Source organism: Erythrobacter litoralis (assembly GCF_001719165.1).
GTDB lineage: Bacteria > Pseudomonadota > Alphaproteobacteria > Sphingomonadales > Sphingomonadaceae > Erythrobacter > Erythrobacter litoralis.
Genome location: NZ_CP017057.1, coordinates 608,331 through 624,937, shown reverse-complemented (window position 1 = coordinate 624,937; position 16,607 = coordinate 608,331). Strand labels below are relative to the sequence as shown.

Here is a 16,607-nt window from a genome sequence, read left to right as displayed (position 1 = left end):
CTCAGCGGCGGATCATCGTGCTTTTCGCGATACGCCCGACCAGCGTCAGCATCCCCGGATGGTTCGCGCCTTCATAGGTCGAACCCGTTCCCAGTTCGCGCGCGAGGCGGCGGTGCGCCTCGGGCAGGTCGTGATAGGGCATCGAGGGCATCAGGTGATGGAGCGCATGGTAGCGCAGGCCAACCGGGGCCCAGATTTCGGCGGCAAGACCCGGCGGCGGCACGTTGACGCTGTCGAGGAACTGGGCGGTCACCGTCATCGCCTCGCCCTCGTTCTCCCACAGATGGGCAACCAGCGTGCGCAGCTGGTTGAGCAGCGCGGTGAAGGAGACGATGGCAAGTGCGATGACGAGCGGCCGCCAGCCGATCGCGAAACTGCCCGCGATGACTGCAATCGCCCAAAGGCTCGCGCCTGTTTCCTGCCAGCGCACGCGCTTCGCGAAATCGCCCGTGGGGGGCTTGCGCCGGAAATCGGGATTGATCGAAAGCGAGGAAAACCGCTCCCACGTGAACTTTCGAACCGCCGGGATCACCGCGCCCAGCGGCACCAGCAGCGCGAAGCGCACCAGCAGCGCGATCGGCGCGAGCAGCGCGACGATCACGAAAAGCGGCAGGCTCCATGGCTTCATCAGAGCGAGCGGAAGATATTCGGGGTCCTCGACCGTACCGTATTGCGTGCGCTTGTGGTGGATCGTGTGGACGCCTTCATACATGAAACTGGGCGTCAGCAGCGGAATGCCGACCATCAGGTTCCAGCCGAGCCGGAAACCGGGCAGCGCATCGCGGTGGATGTGGGTCAATTCGTGAATGAACATCAGCGCACGGTAGAGCGCGAGCGAGGCGACCAGCCCTGCGATTATCGCCACGGCGAGGCTGTCGGTCAGGATCGCGAGCGCGATGCCGCCATATCCGGCCAGCGCCGAGGCCAGCATGTCTGGCCAATAGATGCCCGGCTTCGCCTCTCCCAGACCCTTCGTCAGATCGCGGGCGGCGCGCAGCATCGCCTTGTCGTCCGCGGCCATGTAGTCCGCACGCGTAGCGCGCGGCGTGGCCGCTTGGGCTTGCCTCGGGGGCGAAAGGGGCTGTTCCATGTTCATCGTCGAACGTTCCGGCTGTTTACGCCTTACCCCATAGGGGGCGAGGCTATCAAACGGGTTATGTTGGCAAGAGTGATCGGGCGGGTTGCATGACTTGTCCCTTCGCCGCACAGGTGCATTGATCTCAGGCAAATACGGGAAGGGCCGCGTGACGGACGCTCAGATAGGTATCGCGGAAGCCAGCGGCAAGCGCGGACGGGCGCGCTTCGTCGATATCGGCCGGGCCTTCGCCGCACAGGTGCCGCATGCCGTGCCGCAATTGCGCTCCGAACAGCTCGAACTCGTCGATCCGGCCAGGAACCCCTTTTTCGGTCATGCCCGCGCCCAGCTATTCGTCGCGACGCGCGGCGGGCGCGATGTCGGGCGGATTTCCGCCCATATCGACGAACTCGCGCTCCAAATGCCCGCCGAGCAGGGCTTTGGCCCCGGCGCCGGGATGTTCGGCTATTTCGATGCCGAGGACGAGGCAATCTCCCATGCCCTGCTGAGCGCGGCTGAAGGCTGGCTGGCGAAGGAAGGCATGACCCGCGCGCTCGGCCCGATTTCGATGTCGATCTGGGAGGAACCGGGCCTGCTCGTGCGCGGCGGCGACCATCCCCCGCGCATCATGATGGGCCACCACCCGGAACATTACGCCGCCTGGATCGAGAGCGCGGGGTATGCCCGGGTCAAGACGCTCCACACCTACCAGCTCGACATTCCGCGCGGCTTTCCGCCGATCGTGCAGCGGATCGTCCAGTCGGGCGAGCGCAATCCGCGCATCTCCGTTCGCCATGTCAACAAAGCGCGCTGGGACGAGGAAGCGGAAACCGTGCTCGGCATCCTCAACGATGCATGGTCGGACAATTGGGGCTTCGTCCCGTTCACCCCGCAGGAGGTCGCCCATGCCGGCAGGAAGCTGAAACCGATCATCCGCGAGGATCTGAACATGATCGCCGAGCTCGATGGCAAGCCGGTCGCGTTCATGCTCACCTTTCCCGACATAAACGACGTGCTGGCGCGGACCGGTGGCAGGCTGTTTCCCTTCGGCTGGCTGCAGATGATGCGCTGGCTGCGGCACCCGGCGGGCTCCGACATGCGAGTGCCGCTCATGGGCGTGCTCAAGGAGCTGCACAATTCGCGGCTGGCAAGCCAGCTCGCCTTCATGATGATCAGCGCGATCCGCGACAATGCTTATGAAACCTATGGCTCGACGCTCGGGGAGATCGGCTGGATCCTCGACGACAATCGCGGGATGGTCGCCATCGCCGATGCAATCGAGAGCGAGATCAACCGCGAATACGCGATCTATGAAAAGCCGCTCGGCGGCGGCAATCCGGGGCCTGAGGCGAAAAAAAGGCCTCCACCCGGTTAAGGGTGGAGGCCTCGGGATCGTATCACCAGCCGCTTGGACGGGAGGGGGGTCTCGGCGGTGACAAGAGCTAAATGCGCGGTCAAAAGACCGGTTCCAGCATTTCCCAACTTTTTTTAAGGTCGCTCGCCGCGCGATGGATCAAAGGGTCTGAAGGGCCCGGTTTCGGGCCTTTCGGGAGCCTTGCCGGACAGCCGGGGGCGACTGTGGCCGCGCAAACCGCTATGGCCCCGAATCACCTGACCGAAACCGGTTTTAGACACGCCTTTTCCCAAGGGGAGACATACATGTCCCTGAGCGAGCAAGTTGCCGCCAACCTTCCGTTCCTGCGCCGCTATGCCCGCGCTCTTACCGGCTCGCAGGCGACCGGTGATGCCTTCGTGCGCGCCACTCTCGAAGCCGCTCTCGCCGATTCGGACCTCAAGCAATCGCTCGAAGGCGGCCGGATCCCGCTCTACCGCGCGTTCAACAAGGTGTGGTCGACCGGCTTTCTCGATGTCGCCGCGACCGATCGTGCGTCGGGGGCAAGCGGGGGCGGCGAGCATGAGACCGGTGCACAGGATCGCCTGAGCGCGATCACGCCGCTCAACCGACAGGCGCTGCTGCTTACCACGCTGGAGGATTTCACCCCGGCACAGGCCGGCCAGATCATGGATCTCGAAACCGGCGAAGTCGAACAGCTGGTGGCCGAGGCGATCGCCGAAATCGACCGCGAACAGGCGACCAGCGTGCTCATCATCGAGGACGAGCCGCTCATCTCGATGCAGCTCGAAGACCTCGTCTCCTCGCTGGGCCACGAAATCGCCGGGACCGCGGCGACCCGTACGCAGGCGCAGGAAGCGGTGGCGGAAAAGACCCCGGGCCTCGTTCTTGCCGACATCCAGCTGGCCGACGGATCATCGGGGCTCGATGCGGTGGACGATATTCTTGCCATCACCAGCGTGCCGGTGATCTTCATCACCGCCTATCCCGAACGCCTGCTGACGGGCGACCGGCCCGAGCCGACCTATCTGGTGACCAAGCCGTTCCAGGAACAGACCGTGCGCGCGGCGATCAGCCAGGCGCTTTTCTTCGGATCGAGCCGCCCGCTCGAGGACGGCTGAAGCGAGGCTGCGGGGCCGGCGCGCGCGGGTCTCAGGGCTGCTTCGCGCGCGGCGCGCCATCGCGAATGCGGAAATCGCCGCGGCGGCGGATCGGCACGCGCATCACGCAGCGCACGCCATCGGGCTCGAAATCGAGCGTCACCTTGTGGCGCAGTTCGTGGGCGACGATCTTCTCGATCAGTTCCGTGCCGAAGCCGCGCTTGCGCGTTTCGGCCACGGGCGGCCCGCCCGTCTCGCGCCATTCGACTTCGGCAAGCCGCTCGCCGATCAGTTTCCAGCGGATCGAGACGCGCCCGCCCGGTACGCTGAGCGCCCCGTATTTCGCAGCGTTGGTGCCCAATTCGTGGATCGCGAGGCCGAAACTGAGCGCGTCGTTGGGCGCAAGCTGCGCGGGCGGCCCCTCGATTGTCACCGCTTCGTCGCTCAGCGAGCGGAAATGCTGCAATTCGGCATCGACCACCGCTTCGATCGGAGTGGTGCTCCAGTCCGTCCCAGTGAGCAGGTCATGCGTCGCCGACAGCGCCCTGATGCGTCCTTCGAGGCTGTCGGCGAAATCATCAAGGCTGGTCGACCGGCGGCGCGTCAGCGAGAGGATCGAAAGGACATTGGCAAGCGTGTTCTTGACCCGGTGATTGAGTTCGCGGCTCAGCGAATTGCGGATCGAATGCTGCTCCTCGAAAAAGGCGAGCCGCGCCTGGTCCTCGAACGCCTGCTGGGTCAGCAGCCGGGCGAGCAGCATCAGCAGGCTCGCGACGGCCAGACCGAACAGCAGCGTCACCATCGAAAGCGGGGCGAGCGCCTGCGCCTCGGCCGCCTCGACCACCAGCAACAATTCGCGATTGGCGATCGTGACGGGCTGCTCCATGCGCTGCACCTGACGCGCGCCCGACGAATGGGCGACGAGCAGGTTGTCGGTCCTTGCATCGCCGTCATAGAGCCGCACGCCGAGATCGGCCGGCGCGGCCTGGTCGATCGCCGAGCTCAGGAACTGGTCCGCATCGAACGGCGAATAGACGAAGCCTGAGAGGCTGCGTTCGCTGTCGCGCATGGTGGGATCGCCGGCGAAGACCGGCATCACGATGAGGAAGCCGGGAGCCGTGCCCACCCCTTCCTGCGCCAGCACGATCCTGCCCGAGGCGGTCGGGCGCACAGTGCGGCGCGCTTCCTCGAGCGCGGCGGCGCGCACGTCTTCGGAATACATGTCGAAACCGATCGCGCGGCGATTGCGTTCGGTGTCGGGCCAGATGTAGCGCACCGTGGCTCGCTTGCCCTGACCGCCCGCAGCCGCTTGCGCGTCCTCGACCGCGATCCAGCCGATGCCCTCGGCTCCGCGATAATCGAGGTCGATGCGCAATTCGCTGACGAACTGGCGAAACGTGCGCGGGCTCACCTCCTCGAGGCTGGAGAACAGCGCGGCCCCGGCGCGCAGATAGGACGAAAAACTGGTTCCGCGCCGGTCGAGCGCGGAGGCGATGGACTGCGCATATTCGCGCATCTGCGCCTTTTCGCGGGCCCGCGCATTGCTCTCGATCGCGAAGACGCTGAGCGCGGTGATCGCGGCGATGGCGAGGAAGATCGCGACGGGAATCGCACGCGGATAGCTCACCAGCCAGCGCCGCGCGCGGCTCGCCTGCGGCGGCGGAGCGGACAGGGATCCAGCCTGCACCGCGCCGGATGCTGCCTCGCTCGGCGCCGATGCGCCCGGATGTGCGCCTGAAGAGTTCATTGGGAAAGCATTTGCCTTGGTGTGTGGACGGAACCAAACACCTCGCGCTACGTTCCCACAGCACGCGCCTCCCAGGTGCCAGCGGTTCTCCCGTTGTGGCATGGGAACCACAAATGGCGGTGGGGGACCGCACGGATTGCGCAAGCTCGGCAGAACGCGCCGAACGGGATCGAGGACAGACAGAAACGCTTATGGCGTCACAGGAAACATCAAGAGAAGCAGGGGCACGCGCTGGCGCCAGTGGCACCGCGAAAGACGCCCCGGACCCGGGCAAGCCCGCCAAGGCTGCGACCGGCAGCGGCGACAAGGCCGACCAGCCCGATTGGAGTCACGGCCTCAGGCAGCTTTACGATTCGGTGGTCGAGGAAGACCTGCCCGACAGTTTCAGGGCGCTGCTCGACAAGCTGGACGAAAGCGACCCGGACGAGATCGCCGAGAGCGACGACCCATCCGACCAGCCCCCGTCACGGGGGAGCGGAGCATAATGGCCGAGAAGAAAAAAAAGCAGACGATCGAACGCACCCCCGCTCAGCGGGCCGACTTCAAGCGCGAGCTTACCGAGGTCGTGCCGCATCTGCGCGCCTTTGCGCGCGGCCTGTGCGGGCGGCCCGATATGGCCGATGATCTCGTGCAGGAAACCCTGCTCAAGGCATGGGCTGCGCAGGACCGGTTCGAACCCGGCACTTCGATGCGGGCCTGGACCTTCGTGATCCTGAGGAACGCCTATCTCACCGACATGCGTCGCAATCGTTTCCGCGGCGAATATGACGAGGGCGTCGCCGAACGCATCCTAACCGCGCCTGCGGGCCAGGAGGAACCGCTCCACCTGTCCGACATGCACCGCGCGCTGCTCACCCTCCCGCCCGAAAGGCGCGAGGCGCTTCTGCTTGTGGGCGCTGGCGGCTTTTCCTATGAAGAGGCCGCACAGATCTGCGGCTGCGCAGTCGGCACGATCAAGAGCCGGGTGGGCCGCGCCCGCGCCGCGCTCAATTCCATGCTCGCCGATGGCGACATCCCCCAGCGATCGATCGATGATGCGACCGCGCACCGCGCGATCCTCGAGGAACTCGACGATGTCGCCGCGGGCAAGGGCGTCGCCGCGGCCAAGGGCTGATCGCGGCGACCGCTCGCGAAAACATCGCCGCACATGAAAAAGGCCCGCCGCACACGAAGTGCGGCGGGCCTTTTCATTGGCGTTCGCCTATCGGGTTCAGCCGTAGGTCCAGGTCGATCCGCGCTCGAGATTCTCGCTCGCGAACTTCCAGTTCAGCTTGCCGTCGACCACCGCGTCGAGATAGCTCGGACGCTTGTTCTGGTGATCGAGATAATAGGCGTGCTCCCACACGTCGATCGTCAGCAGCGGATTGAATTCGCTGTCGGCGAGCGTGTCGGCATCGTGCGATTCCTCGATCGAGAGCTTGCCGCCCTTTTCCGCGAGCCACACCCAGCCGGATGCGAAATGGCCCGCGCCGCGTTCCTTCAGCGCCTTCTTCAATTCGTCCATCGAACCGAAAGCCTCGTCGATCTTGGCCTTGAGTTCGGCAGAAGGCTCGCCGCCGTCGGGCGAGAGCGAATTCCAGTAGAAGGCGTGATTCCAGGTCTGCGCGGAATTGTTGAACAGCCCCGCGCTGCTGCCGCGCGCCGCGGCGATCACGGCTTCGAGCGGCTTGCCGTCATGATCGGTGCCCTCAATCGCGGCATTGGTCTTGTCGACATAGGCCTGGTGGTGCTTGCCGTGATGGAACGACAGCGTCTCGGCCGAAATCGCCGGGTCGAGCGCGTCGGGGGCATAGGGAAGCGGACTCAATTGGAAAGCCATAAATCCTCCGGTTGGTTTCAATGAATGAACTGGTTGCCAGGTCGTAGCATCAACGCACGGGCGCGCGAAGGGTTGCAAAATGAGGGTTGCGGATCGTGCCGCCCGGCTTGCATCACTTGCCGGTCCTGTCGACCGCGCTCGTGACGGCGAGGTTCATCGTCACATTGGCGAGCGTGCGCATGATGTCGGGCAGCATCTCGACCGCGACCAGCAGCGCGAGCGGCTCGATCGGCACGCCCATGGCGAGCGCGATGGGACCGATCGAGATCACGAAGCTGATCGATCCGGGCAGGCTTACCGATCCGACGGAGATGACAAGCGCGACGAGGATGCCTGCAATCGCAGCGACGGGAGTGATCTCGACGCCCGCAAGCGCGGCGACATAGAGCGCGACGGCCATGTTCATCGCGGGACTGGTCGCGCGGAAGATCGCGACGGCCAGCGGCAGGACGAACTCCGCCGTCGCCGCGCGCAGGCCCAGTCGCGAGGCCGAATCGAGCATCGCGGGGAGGCTGGCGAGCGAGCTCTGGGTCGAAACCGCCACGGCCTGTGCGGGCAGCGCCGCCCGCGCGAAACGCCACGGGGAAATCCCGCCCAGCACCGCGGCGAGAACATAGGCCAGCACCAGCACGAAGCCGCCCATGGCCGAAACCACGAGAATGTAATGGGCCAGCGCCGCGAAGGCCCCGCTCCCGCTGCGCAGGCCTACTCCGAAAGCGAGCGCGAAGACGCCCGCGGGGGCCACCCACAGCACCCAGCCGATGATCAGCAGCATGGCATTGGCTAGCGCATGGAAGAAACCGAGCAGCCGCTCGCCCTGCTCCTCGGGCAGGCGGGTGACGGCGAGAGCGAACAGCGCGAAGAAGATCGTCAGCGGCAGCATGGCGGTCTCGGCCGCGGCGGCGATGATATTGGGCGCGACCAGGCTTGCGAGAAAGTCGAGAATGCCCGGCACTTCCTGTGCTTGCCCCGCCCCTTCCGCAAGGAAGCCCGCGGCGCTCGGCGGGATCGGGACGATTTCGAGCAGCAGCGGCAACATGACCGCGGTGAACACGCCGCCGGCGATCAGCACGCCGAAGACCAGCATGAGGAAACGGCGCGCGGCAGCCCCCGCGCTTGCCGCGCGGACCATCTGCGATAGGCCCAGCACCAGCAGCGAGGCGACGAGCGGGATGATCGTCATCTGCAGCGCGCGCAGCCACACGGTGCCGACCAGCGCGATCGCATCGCGCAGCCAGAGCGCAAGCCCGCTTGCCGCCAGCACGACGCCTGCCGCCAGCCCCGCGACCAGCGCCGCGAAGGTCAGCACCACCGGCAAACGGATCGTCACCAGATCATAGGTTCGCCCGCCCCCGGGCCTTGTTGCATCGCTCAAGGAAATCCGTCCGCTTTCAAGGTTGCTGCCCTTCCCTTCCCGCGATAACCGCGCCATGACCCGCTTGGCAATCGATCGACACCGCAAGGGAGGGGGCAAGCCCCGCATGGGACGCAGGTTTTTCGGAACGGACGGGATCCGCGGACGCACCAATGGCGGCATCATGACCGCCGCGACGGCGATGCGTGTCGGCCAGGCGGCCGGCACCCATTTCGTGCGCGGCGGACATCGTCACCGGGTCGTGATCGGCAAGGATACCCGCCTGTCGGGCTACATGATGGAAAGCGCGCTGGTGGCCGGTTTCACCAGCGTCGGCATGGACGTGATCATGACCGGTCCGCTGCCCACTCCCGCGATCGCCCTGCTCACCCGCGACATGCGCGCCGATCTTGGCGTGATGATCTCGGCCAGCCACAATCTCTTTCCCGATAACGGGATCAAGCTGTTCGGCCCAGACGGGTTCAAGCTGTCGGACGAGACCGAGGCCGAGATCGAACGGCTGATGGATGCCGAACCGCAGCTCGCGCCAGCCGAGAAGATCGGGCGCGCGCGCCGGATCGAGGATGCGCGCGGGCGCTATATCCACGCGGTCAAACGTTCGATCGGAAGCGACATCAGCTTCGACGGGCTCAAGGTCGTGGTCGATTGCGCCCATGGCGCGGGATACCAGGTGGCGCCTTCGGCGATCTGGGAATTGGGCGCCGAAGTGGTCGCCCTGGGCGTCTCTCCCGATGGGACCAACATCAATGATCGCGTCGGATCGACCGCGATAGAGGCGCTCCAGGCGAAAGTGGTCGAGGAAAGGGCCGATATCGGCATCGCATTGGACGGAGATGCCGACCGGCTGATCGTGGTCGATGAGAAAGGCCGCGCGGTCGATGGCGACCAGATCATGGCCCTGATCGCGACCCGGATGCAGGAAAAGGGCGCGCTTGCCGGAGGCGGCGTGGTCGCAACGGTAATGAGCAATCTCGGGCTCGAACGTTATCTCGCGGGGATCGGCCTCACCCTCGAACGCACCAAGGTTGGCGACCGCTATGTGCTCGAAAGGATGCGCGAAGGCGGCTTCAATGTCGGGGGCGAACAATCGGGCCACATGATCCTGCTCGACCATGCGACCACCGGCGATGGAACGGTCGCGGCGCTGCGCGTGCTCGCCAGCCTCGTGCGCGAGAACAAGCCGGCGAGCGAGATCCTGCACCTGTTCGATCCTGTCCCCCAGCTGCTCAGGAATGTCCGTTATGAGGGCGGCGCGCCGCTCGACGATGCGGGCGTCAAGGCCGCGATCGCGGACGCGGAACGGGTGCTAGAGGGTCATGGCCGCATCGTCATCCGCCCGTCCGGCACGGAACCGGTGATCCGGGTCATGGCCGAAGGCGACGATGCGGGCGAGGTCGAACAGGTCGTCGATTCGATCTGCGAAGCGGTCCGGCAGGCGGCCTGAGCCATGCTCGAGATGCGCCCCGATTGCGAACGCTGCGGGACCGAACTGCCCGCAGAGGCACCGGGCGCATTCATCTGTTCGTTCGAATGCACCTTTTGTGCTTCCTGTGCCGAGGAGCTCGACGACCTGTGCCCCAATTGCCGGGGAGAGCTGATGGACCGGCCGACCCGGGCAAAGGCGCTGCACGAAAAGCACACGCCCTCGACGCGGCCAACGTTCAGGAGCGATCGCTGAAGGCCCTCCCGAACCCCACTCGGACGTAAGACCCCGTAACGATGTCGAATGACGGAAGCTAAAGACGCTTTCATCGACACTGGCGAAATGTTCGTACTCGCCGCGTCCCTGATGCTGCTGCCCGCTGCCCTCGCTCCCATGCAGGAGCGGGAAGGCCATGCGCTCGCGCGGGGCGCGAACCCGATCGCGGTGGCGCAGGGCAGGCTCGCCGATCCGGTCGCCGGCGACGAGAACAAGGGGGGGCGCAGCCAGGATGGCGTCGTCCGAGGGTTCTTCACAACGGCGCGTTCAGCCGCGAGTCTCGAAGACCCGCTGCGCCTTCGTCACCTGCGGTGCCCGGTGCGAGATCAAGGGGTCGAGAGACGAACAGGGCGCACTGATCTACCGCATGCCCGGCAGCCCCGCCTACCGCCAGGCGCGCGCCGATAGGGTGTTCTGCAACACGGCCGAGGCAAAGGCGGCGGGATATCGCGAGGCCGAGCGGAGCTGAACGCGGCCCCCGCGCCGCCGCTTCAATCCGCCTTGCACGAATAGGGTCCCGGCCCGCACCCGGCCTTGCTATGGCACCGGGTCATGAGCGCCAACAGCACACCCCCCGCCCCTCCCCGCATCCTTTCCATCGCCGGTTCCGACAGTTCGGGCGGGGCCGGGATACAGGCCGATCTCAAGACCATTGCGATGCTCGGCGGTTACGGCATGACCGCGATCACCGCCGCGACCGCACAGAACAGCACCGGGGTGCAGGCGATCACGCCGCTCTCCGGCCCCTTCGTCGCGGAACAGATCCGCTCGTGCATCCGCGATATCGGGGTCGATGCGATCAAGATCGGGATGCTTCACGATGCCGACATCATCGCCCATGTCGCCGAGGCTCTGGAGGAGGTCGACAGCAACGTTCCGCTGGTGCTCGATCCGGTGATGATCGCGACTTCGGGCGCGGCGCTGATCGCGGAGGACGCGGTCGAGGCGATGAAGGAGCGCCTGTTCGCGCGCGCCATGCTGGTGACGCCGAACCTGCCGGAGCTGGAGCATCTCGCCGGCCGCAATCTCAGGACGACCGAGCTCGTCGAAGGCGCCGCGCGCGAGCTTGTCGCAGGGTTCGGCTGCGCAGTGCTGGCGAAGGGAGGCCACACCGATGATGCGCGGATCATCGACATCCTGATCCCGACCGAGGGACGATCGGTCCAGTTCGACCATGCGAGGATAGAGACGCGGCACACCCACGGAACGGGCTGCACCCTTTCCTCCGCCATCGCCACCCTGCTTGGTCACGGACAGAGCCTCGAACATGCGGTCCGGCTTGCGCGGCGTTTCGTGATCGAGGCGATAAGGCAGGCGCCGGGTTATGGCGCGGGAAGTGGGCCGCTCGGCCACCAGGCGGTGCGCAAGCTGGATTAGGCCAAGTGGTGTCGGCGCTGCCGAGGCGCCCGCGTCCTTGGTGCGTGCGGCTCCGGCGTCAGCCGGTCAAGGATCAGCGCCCCAATTCGTAGAATTCCGCGATGTGTTCCCACGCGTCCTCGGCCGTCTCGCACCAGTGAAACAGGTCGAGGTCGCGCTTCGAGATCGTGCCTTCCTCGGCCAGCGCTTCGAAGTCGATCACCCGGGTCCAGAAATCGTGCCCGAACAGAAGGATCGGGATCGGCTTCATCTTGCCGGTCTGGACCAGAGTAAGAAGCTCGAAGAATTCATCGAACGTCCCGAAGCCGCCCGGGAACACCGCGACCGCGCGGGCGCGCAGGAGGAAGTGCATCTTGCGAAGCGCGAAGTAGTGGAACTGGAAGCTGAGATAGGGCGTCACGAAGCTGTTGGGTGCCTGTTCGTGCGGCAGGACGATGTTGAGCCCGATCGATTCGCTGCCCGCATCCGACGCCCCGCGATTGCCCGCTTCCATGATCGACGGCCCCCCGCCCGTCGTCACCACGAATTGCCGCTGGCCGTCCTCGATGATCGCCTTTTCCGAAACCAGCCGGGCGAGGCGGTAGGCCTCGTCGTAATATTTCGCCTTTTCCGCGAGGCGCTGGGCGACCGTCTGCTCGAATTCGTCGCCTTCCTTCGCCGCTTCGAGCCGCGCTTCGACCTGCGAGGGCGAAGGGATGCGCGCCGAGCCGTACATCACCAGCGTCGAGCCTACACGCGCTTCGTCGAGCAGCATTTCCGGCTTCAGCAATTCGAGCTGGAATCGCACCGGGCGCAGTTCGTCGCGCAGCAGGAAATCGGTGTCGCGAAAGGCGAGCTTGTAGGCCGGGTGTTCGGTCTGCGGGGTGCGGTCCGGGTTCTCGTCGGCGAAGCGGCTTTCCTCGCCAGCGCGATAGAATCGGCGATCCTTGAGGTCGCGTTCGTGGGGCTTGTCGGTCATCGCCAAGCCCCTAGGGCGAAGCCCGCGCCCCGGCAAGCCGCCCTGCCTCCATCGCGCCGCGCAAGTTGATGAAAGTCATACGGGGTCGTCTTCGCGGGAAATTTTGCGTTGGAAACCCCCTTCGCCGATCCAACAACGCGAAACCCCTCCAACAAGAAAGGGGCCCCGCACGGACATGCGGAGCCCCAGTTTCATCCGTGGCAGAGAGATCATCGCGTCACGGGTTGGGATGACAGCAGGCCTCCGGTCAGAAACCGAAACCGAATTCGACGCCGTAGAGGCGGGGCGGCGACAGCGTCCCGAAATCCACGATCGAATTGGTAAGGCCGAAATTGATCTGTTCGTCGAACAGGTTCTCGACGAAGGCGGTGACGCGGAACAGGTCCCTGTCCGGCCCGCCGAAACTGATCGTCGCCGAGCTGTCCACCCGCCACAGCCCCTCGACGAGGCCGCGCGGCGAGTTGAAGAATTCCTGGAACCGCTCGCCGACATAGCGGGCATTGCCGTTCAATTGCAGTTCGCCAAAGCCGAGATCGGCGGTGTAGGTCGCAGCGAAGCTGCCCGTGATCTCGGGCGCGTTGCGCAGTTCCAGCGTCGACAGGTCGGCAAGGATCAGCGTGCCGGGCGGCTGCGGCGGGACCGAGATATAGGTCGAGGACGCGATGAATGCCTCGTAATCGGTGTATTCCGCATCGAGATAGCCGAGCGTCGCATCGAGCCTCAGCCCTTCGAAAGGCAGCGCGCTGACTTCGAGCTCCGCCCCGCGAATGCGCGCCTCGGCGACGTTGCGCACCGTGGTCGAGGTGAAGGTCGGCGGCGGGCCGGGCTCGATCGCCTCTTCCTGCTTGTCCTTGTATTCGTTCCAGAACAGCGCCGCGTTCACGCGCAGCTTGCGATCGAGAAGGTCAAGCTTGCCGCCCAGTTCGAAGGCGTCGATGATTTCCGGATCGAACGGGGTCGTGACGTCGCGCACCGTGCCCGCACGCGCGCTGAACCCGCCCGCATTGTAGCCGCGCGTGAACGAGGCGTAATAGAGCATGTCCGCGTCCGGCTCCCAGGTCAGCATCACCTTGGGAGTGAATTCGAACCAGTCCTCGCGCGCCGCGCCGGACGATGTCAGCGGGCGACCTTCGGGAATGCCGTCGGTTATCTGGTAGGGCGCGAAGGGCGGCAGGCCGGCATCGTAGAAGCGGGTGGCGATCTGTTTCTCGTCCCAGGTCGCGCGCCCGCCCAGCGTCAGGGTGAGCGTGTCGGTCATGGCCCAGTCGGCCTGCGCGAAAAGGGCGGTGGTGGTCGATTCGTGATCGTCCTCGTCTCCGGCCCCGTTCACGAACAGGGCCCCGGGCGGGACCGGCACGCCGACCAGCGACAGGTCGAGCTTGATCGCCTGCCTCAGGCTGTATTCCGAATGGAAGTGGAACGCGCCCGCGACGAAATTGACCGGCCCGTCGAACGAACTCGCAAGCCGGATCTCGCCGCTGTACTGGCTGTAATCCTGTTCGCGCACCACGTTGAAGGCGGTCGCGCTCGACCCGTCGAAATCGATGAACACTTCCTCACGCGAATCCCGCATCCCGAACACGGTCGACAGGGTCAGGGTGTCGGACAGGTAGATGTCGCCCGTCACCGTCAGCGCATCGAGCCGCGCGTCGAGGAAATGCGGGTCGGTCGAGGTCGAGACCGGGTTGACCGGATCATCGCAGATGTTCTGGATCAGGCAGAGCGCATCCGGCCCGAAAGCGGGCGTGACCGTGGCGGGCACGGGGAAGGTCGTCTGGATGAGATCGATCGGCAGCGGCTCGACCCCGGCAATGCCGCGCGGGACGTAAGGGGTGAGGTCCGAATTGTCCTCGGCATGGTCGTAGATGATGTCGAATGTCGCAACGCCGGGCGTGTCGATCCTGAGCACGGTGCCGAAGGACCAGCGATCCCTAGCCCCGCGCGAACCTCCGGCGGGGTTCGAGAAAAAGCCGTCATCGGTGAGATATTGCCCGCGCACCAGCATCGAGACGGTGTCGCCGATCAGCGGCGTGTTGATCTCGCCGCGGAAATCCAGCGTATCGAAATTGCCGACCGTGATCGTGCCGCGCGCGCCGAATTCGCCGGTCGGGCGGCGGCGGGTGGCGTTCAATGCGCCGCCGGTCGTGTTGCGGCCGAACAGCGTGCCCTGCGGCCCGCGCAGCACTTCGATCCTCTCGAGGTCGAACGTGTCGAGCAGGTTGAAGGCCGAGGTGCCGAGATAGATCCCGTCGAGAAAGGTGCCGACCGCCGGATCGAAGCTTTTTTCCGGATCCTGCGAATTCACCCCGCGGATGGAGACCTGCGCAAGGCTGGGCCCGATCGAGACTTCGGTGAGGACGAGGTTCGGCACCTGCCCGGTCAGCTCGGAAATGTCGCGGGCGTTGAAACGCTCGACCTCGGCCTGGTCGAAGGCGGTGATCGCGATCGGCACGTCCTGCTGCGCCTCGGCGCGGCGCTGGGCGGTGACGACGATCTGGCGCAGGCCCTGGTCGGCGGTCGCCTCTGCTCCCCCTTCCGATGCGTCCTGTGCCTGTGCGACAGCGGGCAGGACAAGACAGGCCGCCCCCACGGCAAGACCTGCACGCAAGCGTGTTCTGAATTGGCTCATTTTTCCTCTCCCCGTCGCCGTTCGCCCCGTGCCGCTACGGCATGGCGGCTTTCGGCGCACATAAACTTTTTGACAGGCTAGTAAGAAAAGTCAAGATTGGCACTATGGAGAGGTCAGGCATGGTTGAAGATGGCGCGCCCGCAGGGGGTCGGCGCGAGGTGCGGCTCGTGGTGGGCGGCATGGCGCACGATTTCGATTTCGTGCGGATGGAATTGCTCCGCGCGCTGGGCGAGGACGAACGCAACCGGGTGGCGGTGTCATCGACATTCGAAGAGTTCGGCGGCGATCCGCGGACGGCGCTGGTGAGCTATACCTGCAATGTCGAACCTTCGCCCGAAGCCGCGCTGCGTTTGCGCAGCTTCGTCGAGAACGGCGGGCGCTGGCTCGCGCTCCATGCGACCAATTCGCTGCTCGAATGGCGCGCTGACGGTGTCGCGGGGCGGCCCGCGACCGGCGATTTTCTCGAGACGCTCGGATCCTCCTTCCAGGCGCATCCGCCGATCGGTCCCTACGAGGTGCGGCCCGGCCCGGTCGCGGACCCGCTGACAGCCGGGATCGCGCCCTTCACGATCGAGGACGAGCTTTACCTGTCCGACTATGCGGACGAGGTCGAGGTCCTGCTGCATGCGCGGTTCGGCGGGGCGGCGCCCGGTTTCGTGCGGGACCGATGGCCGCAGGGCGAGCAGGCAGTGCTTTATCGCCGTTCTCTGGGCTCGGGCGAAGTGCTCTATTTCACCCCCGGCCATGCGCGCGGGCACTATGACGCGCCCCACCGCACGCCGTTCTATCCGCATGTCGAGCGCGGGGCGTGGCAAGAACCCGCCTTCCGCGAGGTGCTGAAGCGGTGCCTCGGATGGGTATGCCGCGAGCCGGTGATCGAAGGAGAAAAGGCATGACCGGACCCGGCCTTGCGCCGCTTGCCGACGGGGACATTCCCGAAAGCCTCGCGCAGGTGATCGAGGCGTGGCCCTACAAGCTGCACCGCACGCTCGCCCATTCGCCCGGGACACTGCTCAAATGGCTGCCTTTCGGCGAGCATATCCTGCGCGAGAACACGCTCCCCTTCCGCGAACGGGAGATCGCGATCCTGCGCGTCGGGTGGAATGCGGCTTGCGCCTATGAATGGGGAATGCATTCGATGGTCGCGCGGGGCGGCGGGTTCGAGGACGCTGATTTCGAGGCGCTGTGCGTGGGCGCGGGCAGCGAACATTGGGCTCAAGCGGAGGCGGCGATCGTGGCGGGGGTCGACGACATGCAGGCCCGCTGGACGATTTCGGAAGGCGTGTGGGCGCGGCTCTCCGAACATTACGCGCCCGACCAGTTGGTCGACCTCATCTGGCTGACGGGCAATTTCGCCACGATATCGCTTCAATTGAACGCGCTGCGCGTGCCGCTTGAGGACGGCCTGCCGCCGCTGCCGGAGGACCAGCCCCACTACACTCGCGCGAACAGGAGCTAGGCAATGGATCTTGAA

General features: G+C 65.7%; 16 protein-coding genes. 10 read left to right on the top strand and 6 right to left on the bottom strand.

Annotated elements, in window-relative coordinates; all coding sequences use genetic code 11:
• Position 1 precedes the first annotated feature (1 nt).
• Positions 2 to 1,096 (bottom strand): fatty acid desaturase family protein, encoded by a 1,095-nt coding sequence (locus Ga0102493_RS02970; RefSeq protein WP_034905497.1) that lies wholly within the window; start codon positions 1,094 to 1,096, stop codon positions 2 to 4.
• 148 nt (positions 1,097 to 1,244) lie between these two features.
• Between Ga0102493_RS02970 and Ga0102493_RS02965 the strand changes: the two genes are divergently transcribed.
• Positions 1,245 to 2,450 (top strand): hypothetical protein, encoded by a 1,206-nt coding sequence (locus Ga0102493_RS02965; protein ID WP_051698284.1) that lies wholly within the window; start codon positions 1,245 to 1,247, stop codon positions 2,448 to 2,450.
• A 284-nt stretch (positions 2,451 to 2,734) separates the two neighbouring features.
• Positions 2,735 to 3,550, top strand: a complete 816-nt coding sequence (locus Ga0102493_RS02960; protein ID WP_034905495.1) for a response regulator — start codon at positions 2,735 to 2,737, stop codon at positions 3,548 to 3,550.
• A gap of 31 nt (positions 3,551 to 3,581) precedes the next feature.
• On the opposite strand, the gene gsrP is transcribed toward Ga0102493_RS02960, so the two are convergent.
• A complete protein-coding gene (gene gsrP / locus Ga0102493_RS02955; protein ID WP_081845727.1) occupies positions 3,582 to 5,276 on the bottom strand; it encodes an HWE-family sensor histidine kinase GsrP in 1,695 nt (564 codons plus the stop codon).
• A 191-nt stretch (positions 5,277 to 5,467) separates the two neighbouring features.
• Here gsrP and Ga0102493_RS16515 point away from each other — a divergent pair, with 191 nt between their 5' ends.
• Both Ga0102493_RS16515 and Ga0102493_RS02945 read left to right on the top strand, forming a co-directional pair.
• On the top strand, positions 5,468 to 5,761 hold the full coding sequence (locus tag Ga0102493_RS16515; protein ID WP_069297444.1) for a NepR family anti-sigma factor: 294 nt from the start codon (positions 5,468 to 5,470) through the stop codon (positions 5,759 to 5,761).
• On the top strand, positions 5,761 to 6,390 hold the full coding sequence (locus Ga0102493_RS02945; RefSeq protein ID WP_034905492.1) for a sigma-70 family RNA polymerase sigma factor: 630 nt from the start codon (positions 5,761 to 5,763) through the stop codon (positions 6,388 to 6,390). Before Ga0102493_RS16515 ends, Ga0102493_RS02945 begins: the two co-directional genes overlap by 1 nt.
• 96 nt (positions 6,391 to 6,486) lie before the next feature.
• Here Ga0102493_RS02945 and Ga0102493_RS02940 read toward each other — a convergent pair whose 3' ends face one another.
• Positions 6,487 to 7,095 carry a superoxide dismutase gene (locus Ga0102493_RS02940; protein WP_034905490.1) on the bottom strand — a complete coding sequence of 203 codons (609 nt, stop codon included), beginning with the start codon at positions 7,093 to 7,095 and terminating at the stop codon, positions 6,487 to 6,489.
• Between the two features lie 112 nt (positions 7,096 to 7,207).
• Positions 7,208 to 8,470: a dicarboxylate/amino acid:cation symporter gene (locus Ga0102493_RS02935; RefSeq protein ID WP_069297443.1), complete on the bottom strand. Its 1,263-nt coding sequence runs from the start codon at positions 8,468 to 8,470 to the stop codon at positions 7,208 to 7,210.
• Between the two features lie 106 nt (positions 8,471 to 8,576).
• Between Ga0102493_RS02935 and glmM the strand changes: the two genes are divergently transcribed.
• From glmM to thiD, 4 genes are all read left to right on the top strand, one after another.
• Entirely contained in the window at positions 8,577 to 9,914 is a 1,338-nt protein-coding gene (gene glmM / locus Ga0102493_RS02930; protein ID WP_034905488.1) for a phosphoglucosamine mutase, read from the top strand.
• Positions 9,915 to 9,917: 3 nt separating this feature from the next.
• Positions 9,918 to 10,148: a DUF1272 domain-containing protein gene (locus tag Ga0102493_RS02925; RefSeq protein WP_034905486.1), complete on the top strand. Its 231-nt coding sequence runs from the start codon at positions 9,918 to 9,920 to the stop codon at positions 10,146 to 10,148.
• A 253-nt stretch (positions 10,149 to 10,401) separates the two neighbouring features.
• Entirely contained in the window at positions 10,402 to 10,638 is a 237-nt protein-coding gene (locus Ga0102493_RS02920) for a sunset domain-containing protein (RefSeq protein ID WP_069297442.1), read from the top strand.
• An 83-nt stretch (positions 10,639 to 10,721) separates the two neighbouring features.
• Positions 10,722 to 11,546 (top strand): bifunctional hydroxymethylpyrimidine kinase/phosphomethylpyrimidine kinase, encoded by an 825-nt coding sequence (thiD, locus tag Ga0102493_RS02915; protein ID WP_034905482.1) that lies wholly within the window; start codon positions 10,722 to 10,724, stop codon positions 11,544 to 11,546.
• Positions 11,547 to 11,619: 73 nt separating this feature from the next.
• On the opposite strand, the gene Ga0102493_RS02910 is transcribed toward thiD, so the two are convergent.
• Positions 11,620 to 12,504: an LOG family protein gene (locus Ga0102493_RS02910; RefSeq protein ID WP_034905480.1), complete on the bottom strand. Its 885-nt coding sequence runs from the start codon at positions 12,502 to 12,504 to the stop codon at positions 11,620 to 11,622.
• Between the two features lie 247 nt (positions 12,505 to 12,751).
• Complete coding sequence (locus Ga0102493_RS02905) at positions 12,752 to 15,133, bottom strand: TonB-dependent receptor (protein ID WP_081845725.1); 2,382 nt, start codon at positions 15,131 to 15,133, stop codon at positions 12,752 to 12,754.
• 119 nt (positions 15,134 to 15,252) lie between these two features.
• Here Ga0102493_RS02905 and Ga0102493_RS02900 point away from each other — a divergent pair, with 119 nt between their 5' ends.
• On the top strand, positions 15,253 to 16,029 hold the full coding sequence (locus tag Ga0102493_RS02900) for a ThuA domain-containing protein (RefSeq protein WP_051698266.1): 777 nt from the start codon (positions 15,253 to 15,255) through the stop codon (positions 16,027 to 16,029).
• Positions 16,026 to 16,592 (top strand): carboxymuconolactone decarboxylase family protein, encoded by a 567-nt coding sequence (locus Ga0102493_RS02895; RefSeq protein WP_034905476.1) that lies wholly within the window; start codon positions 16,026 to 16,028, stop codon positions 16,590 to 16,592. The genes Ga0102493_RS02900 and Ga0102493_RS02895 overlap by 4 nt, the downstream gene beginning before the upstream one ends.
• Positions 16,593 to 16,607 lie beyond the last annotated feature (15 nt).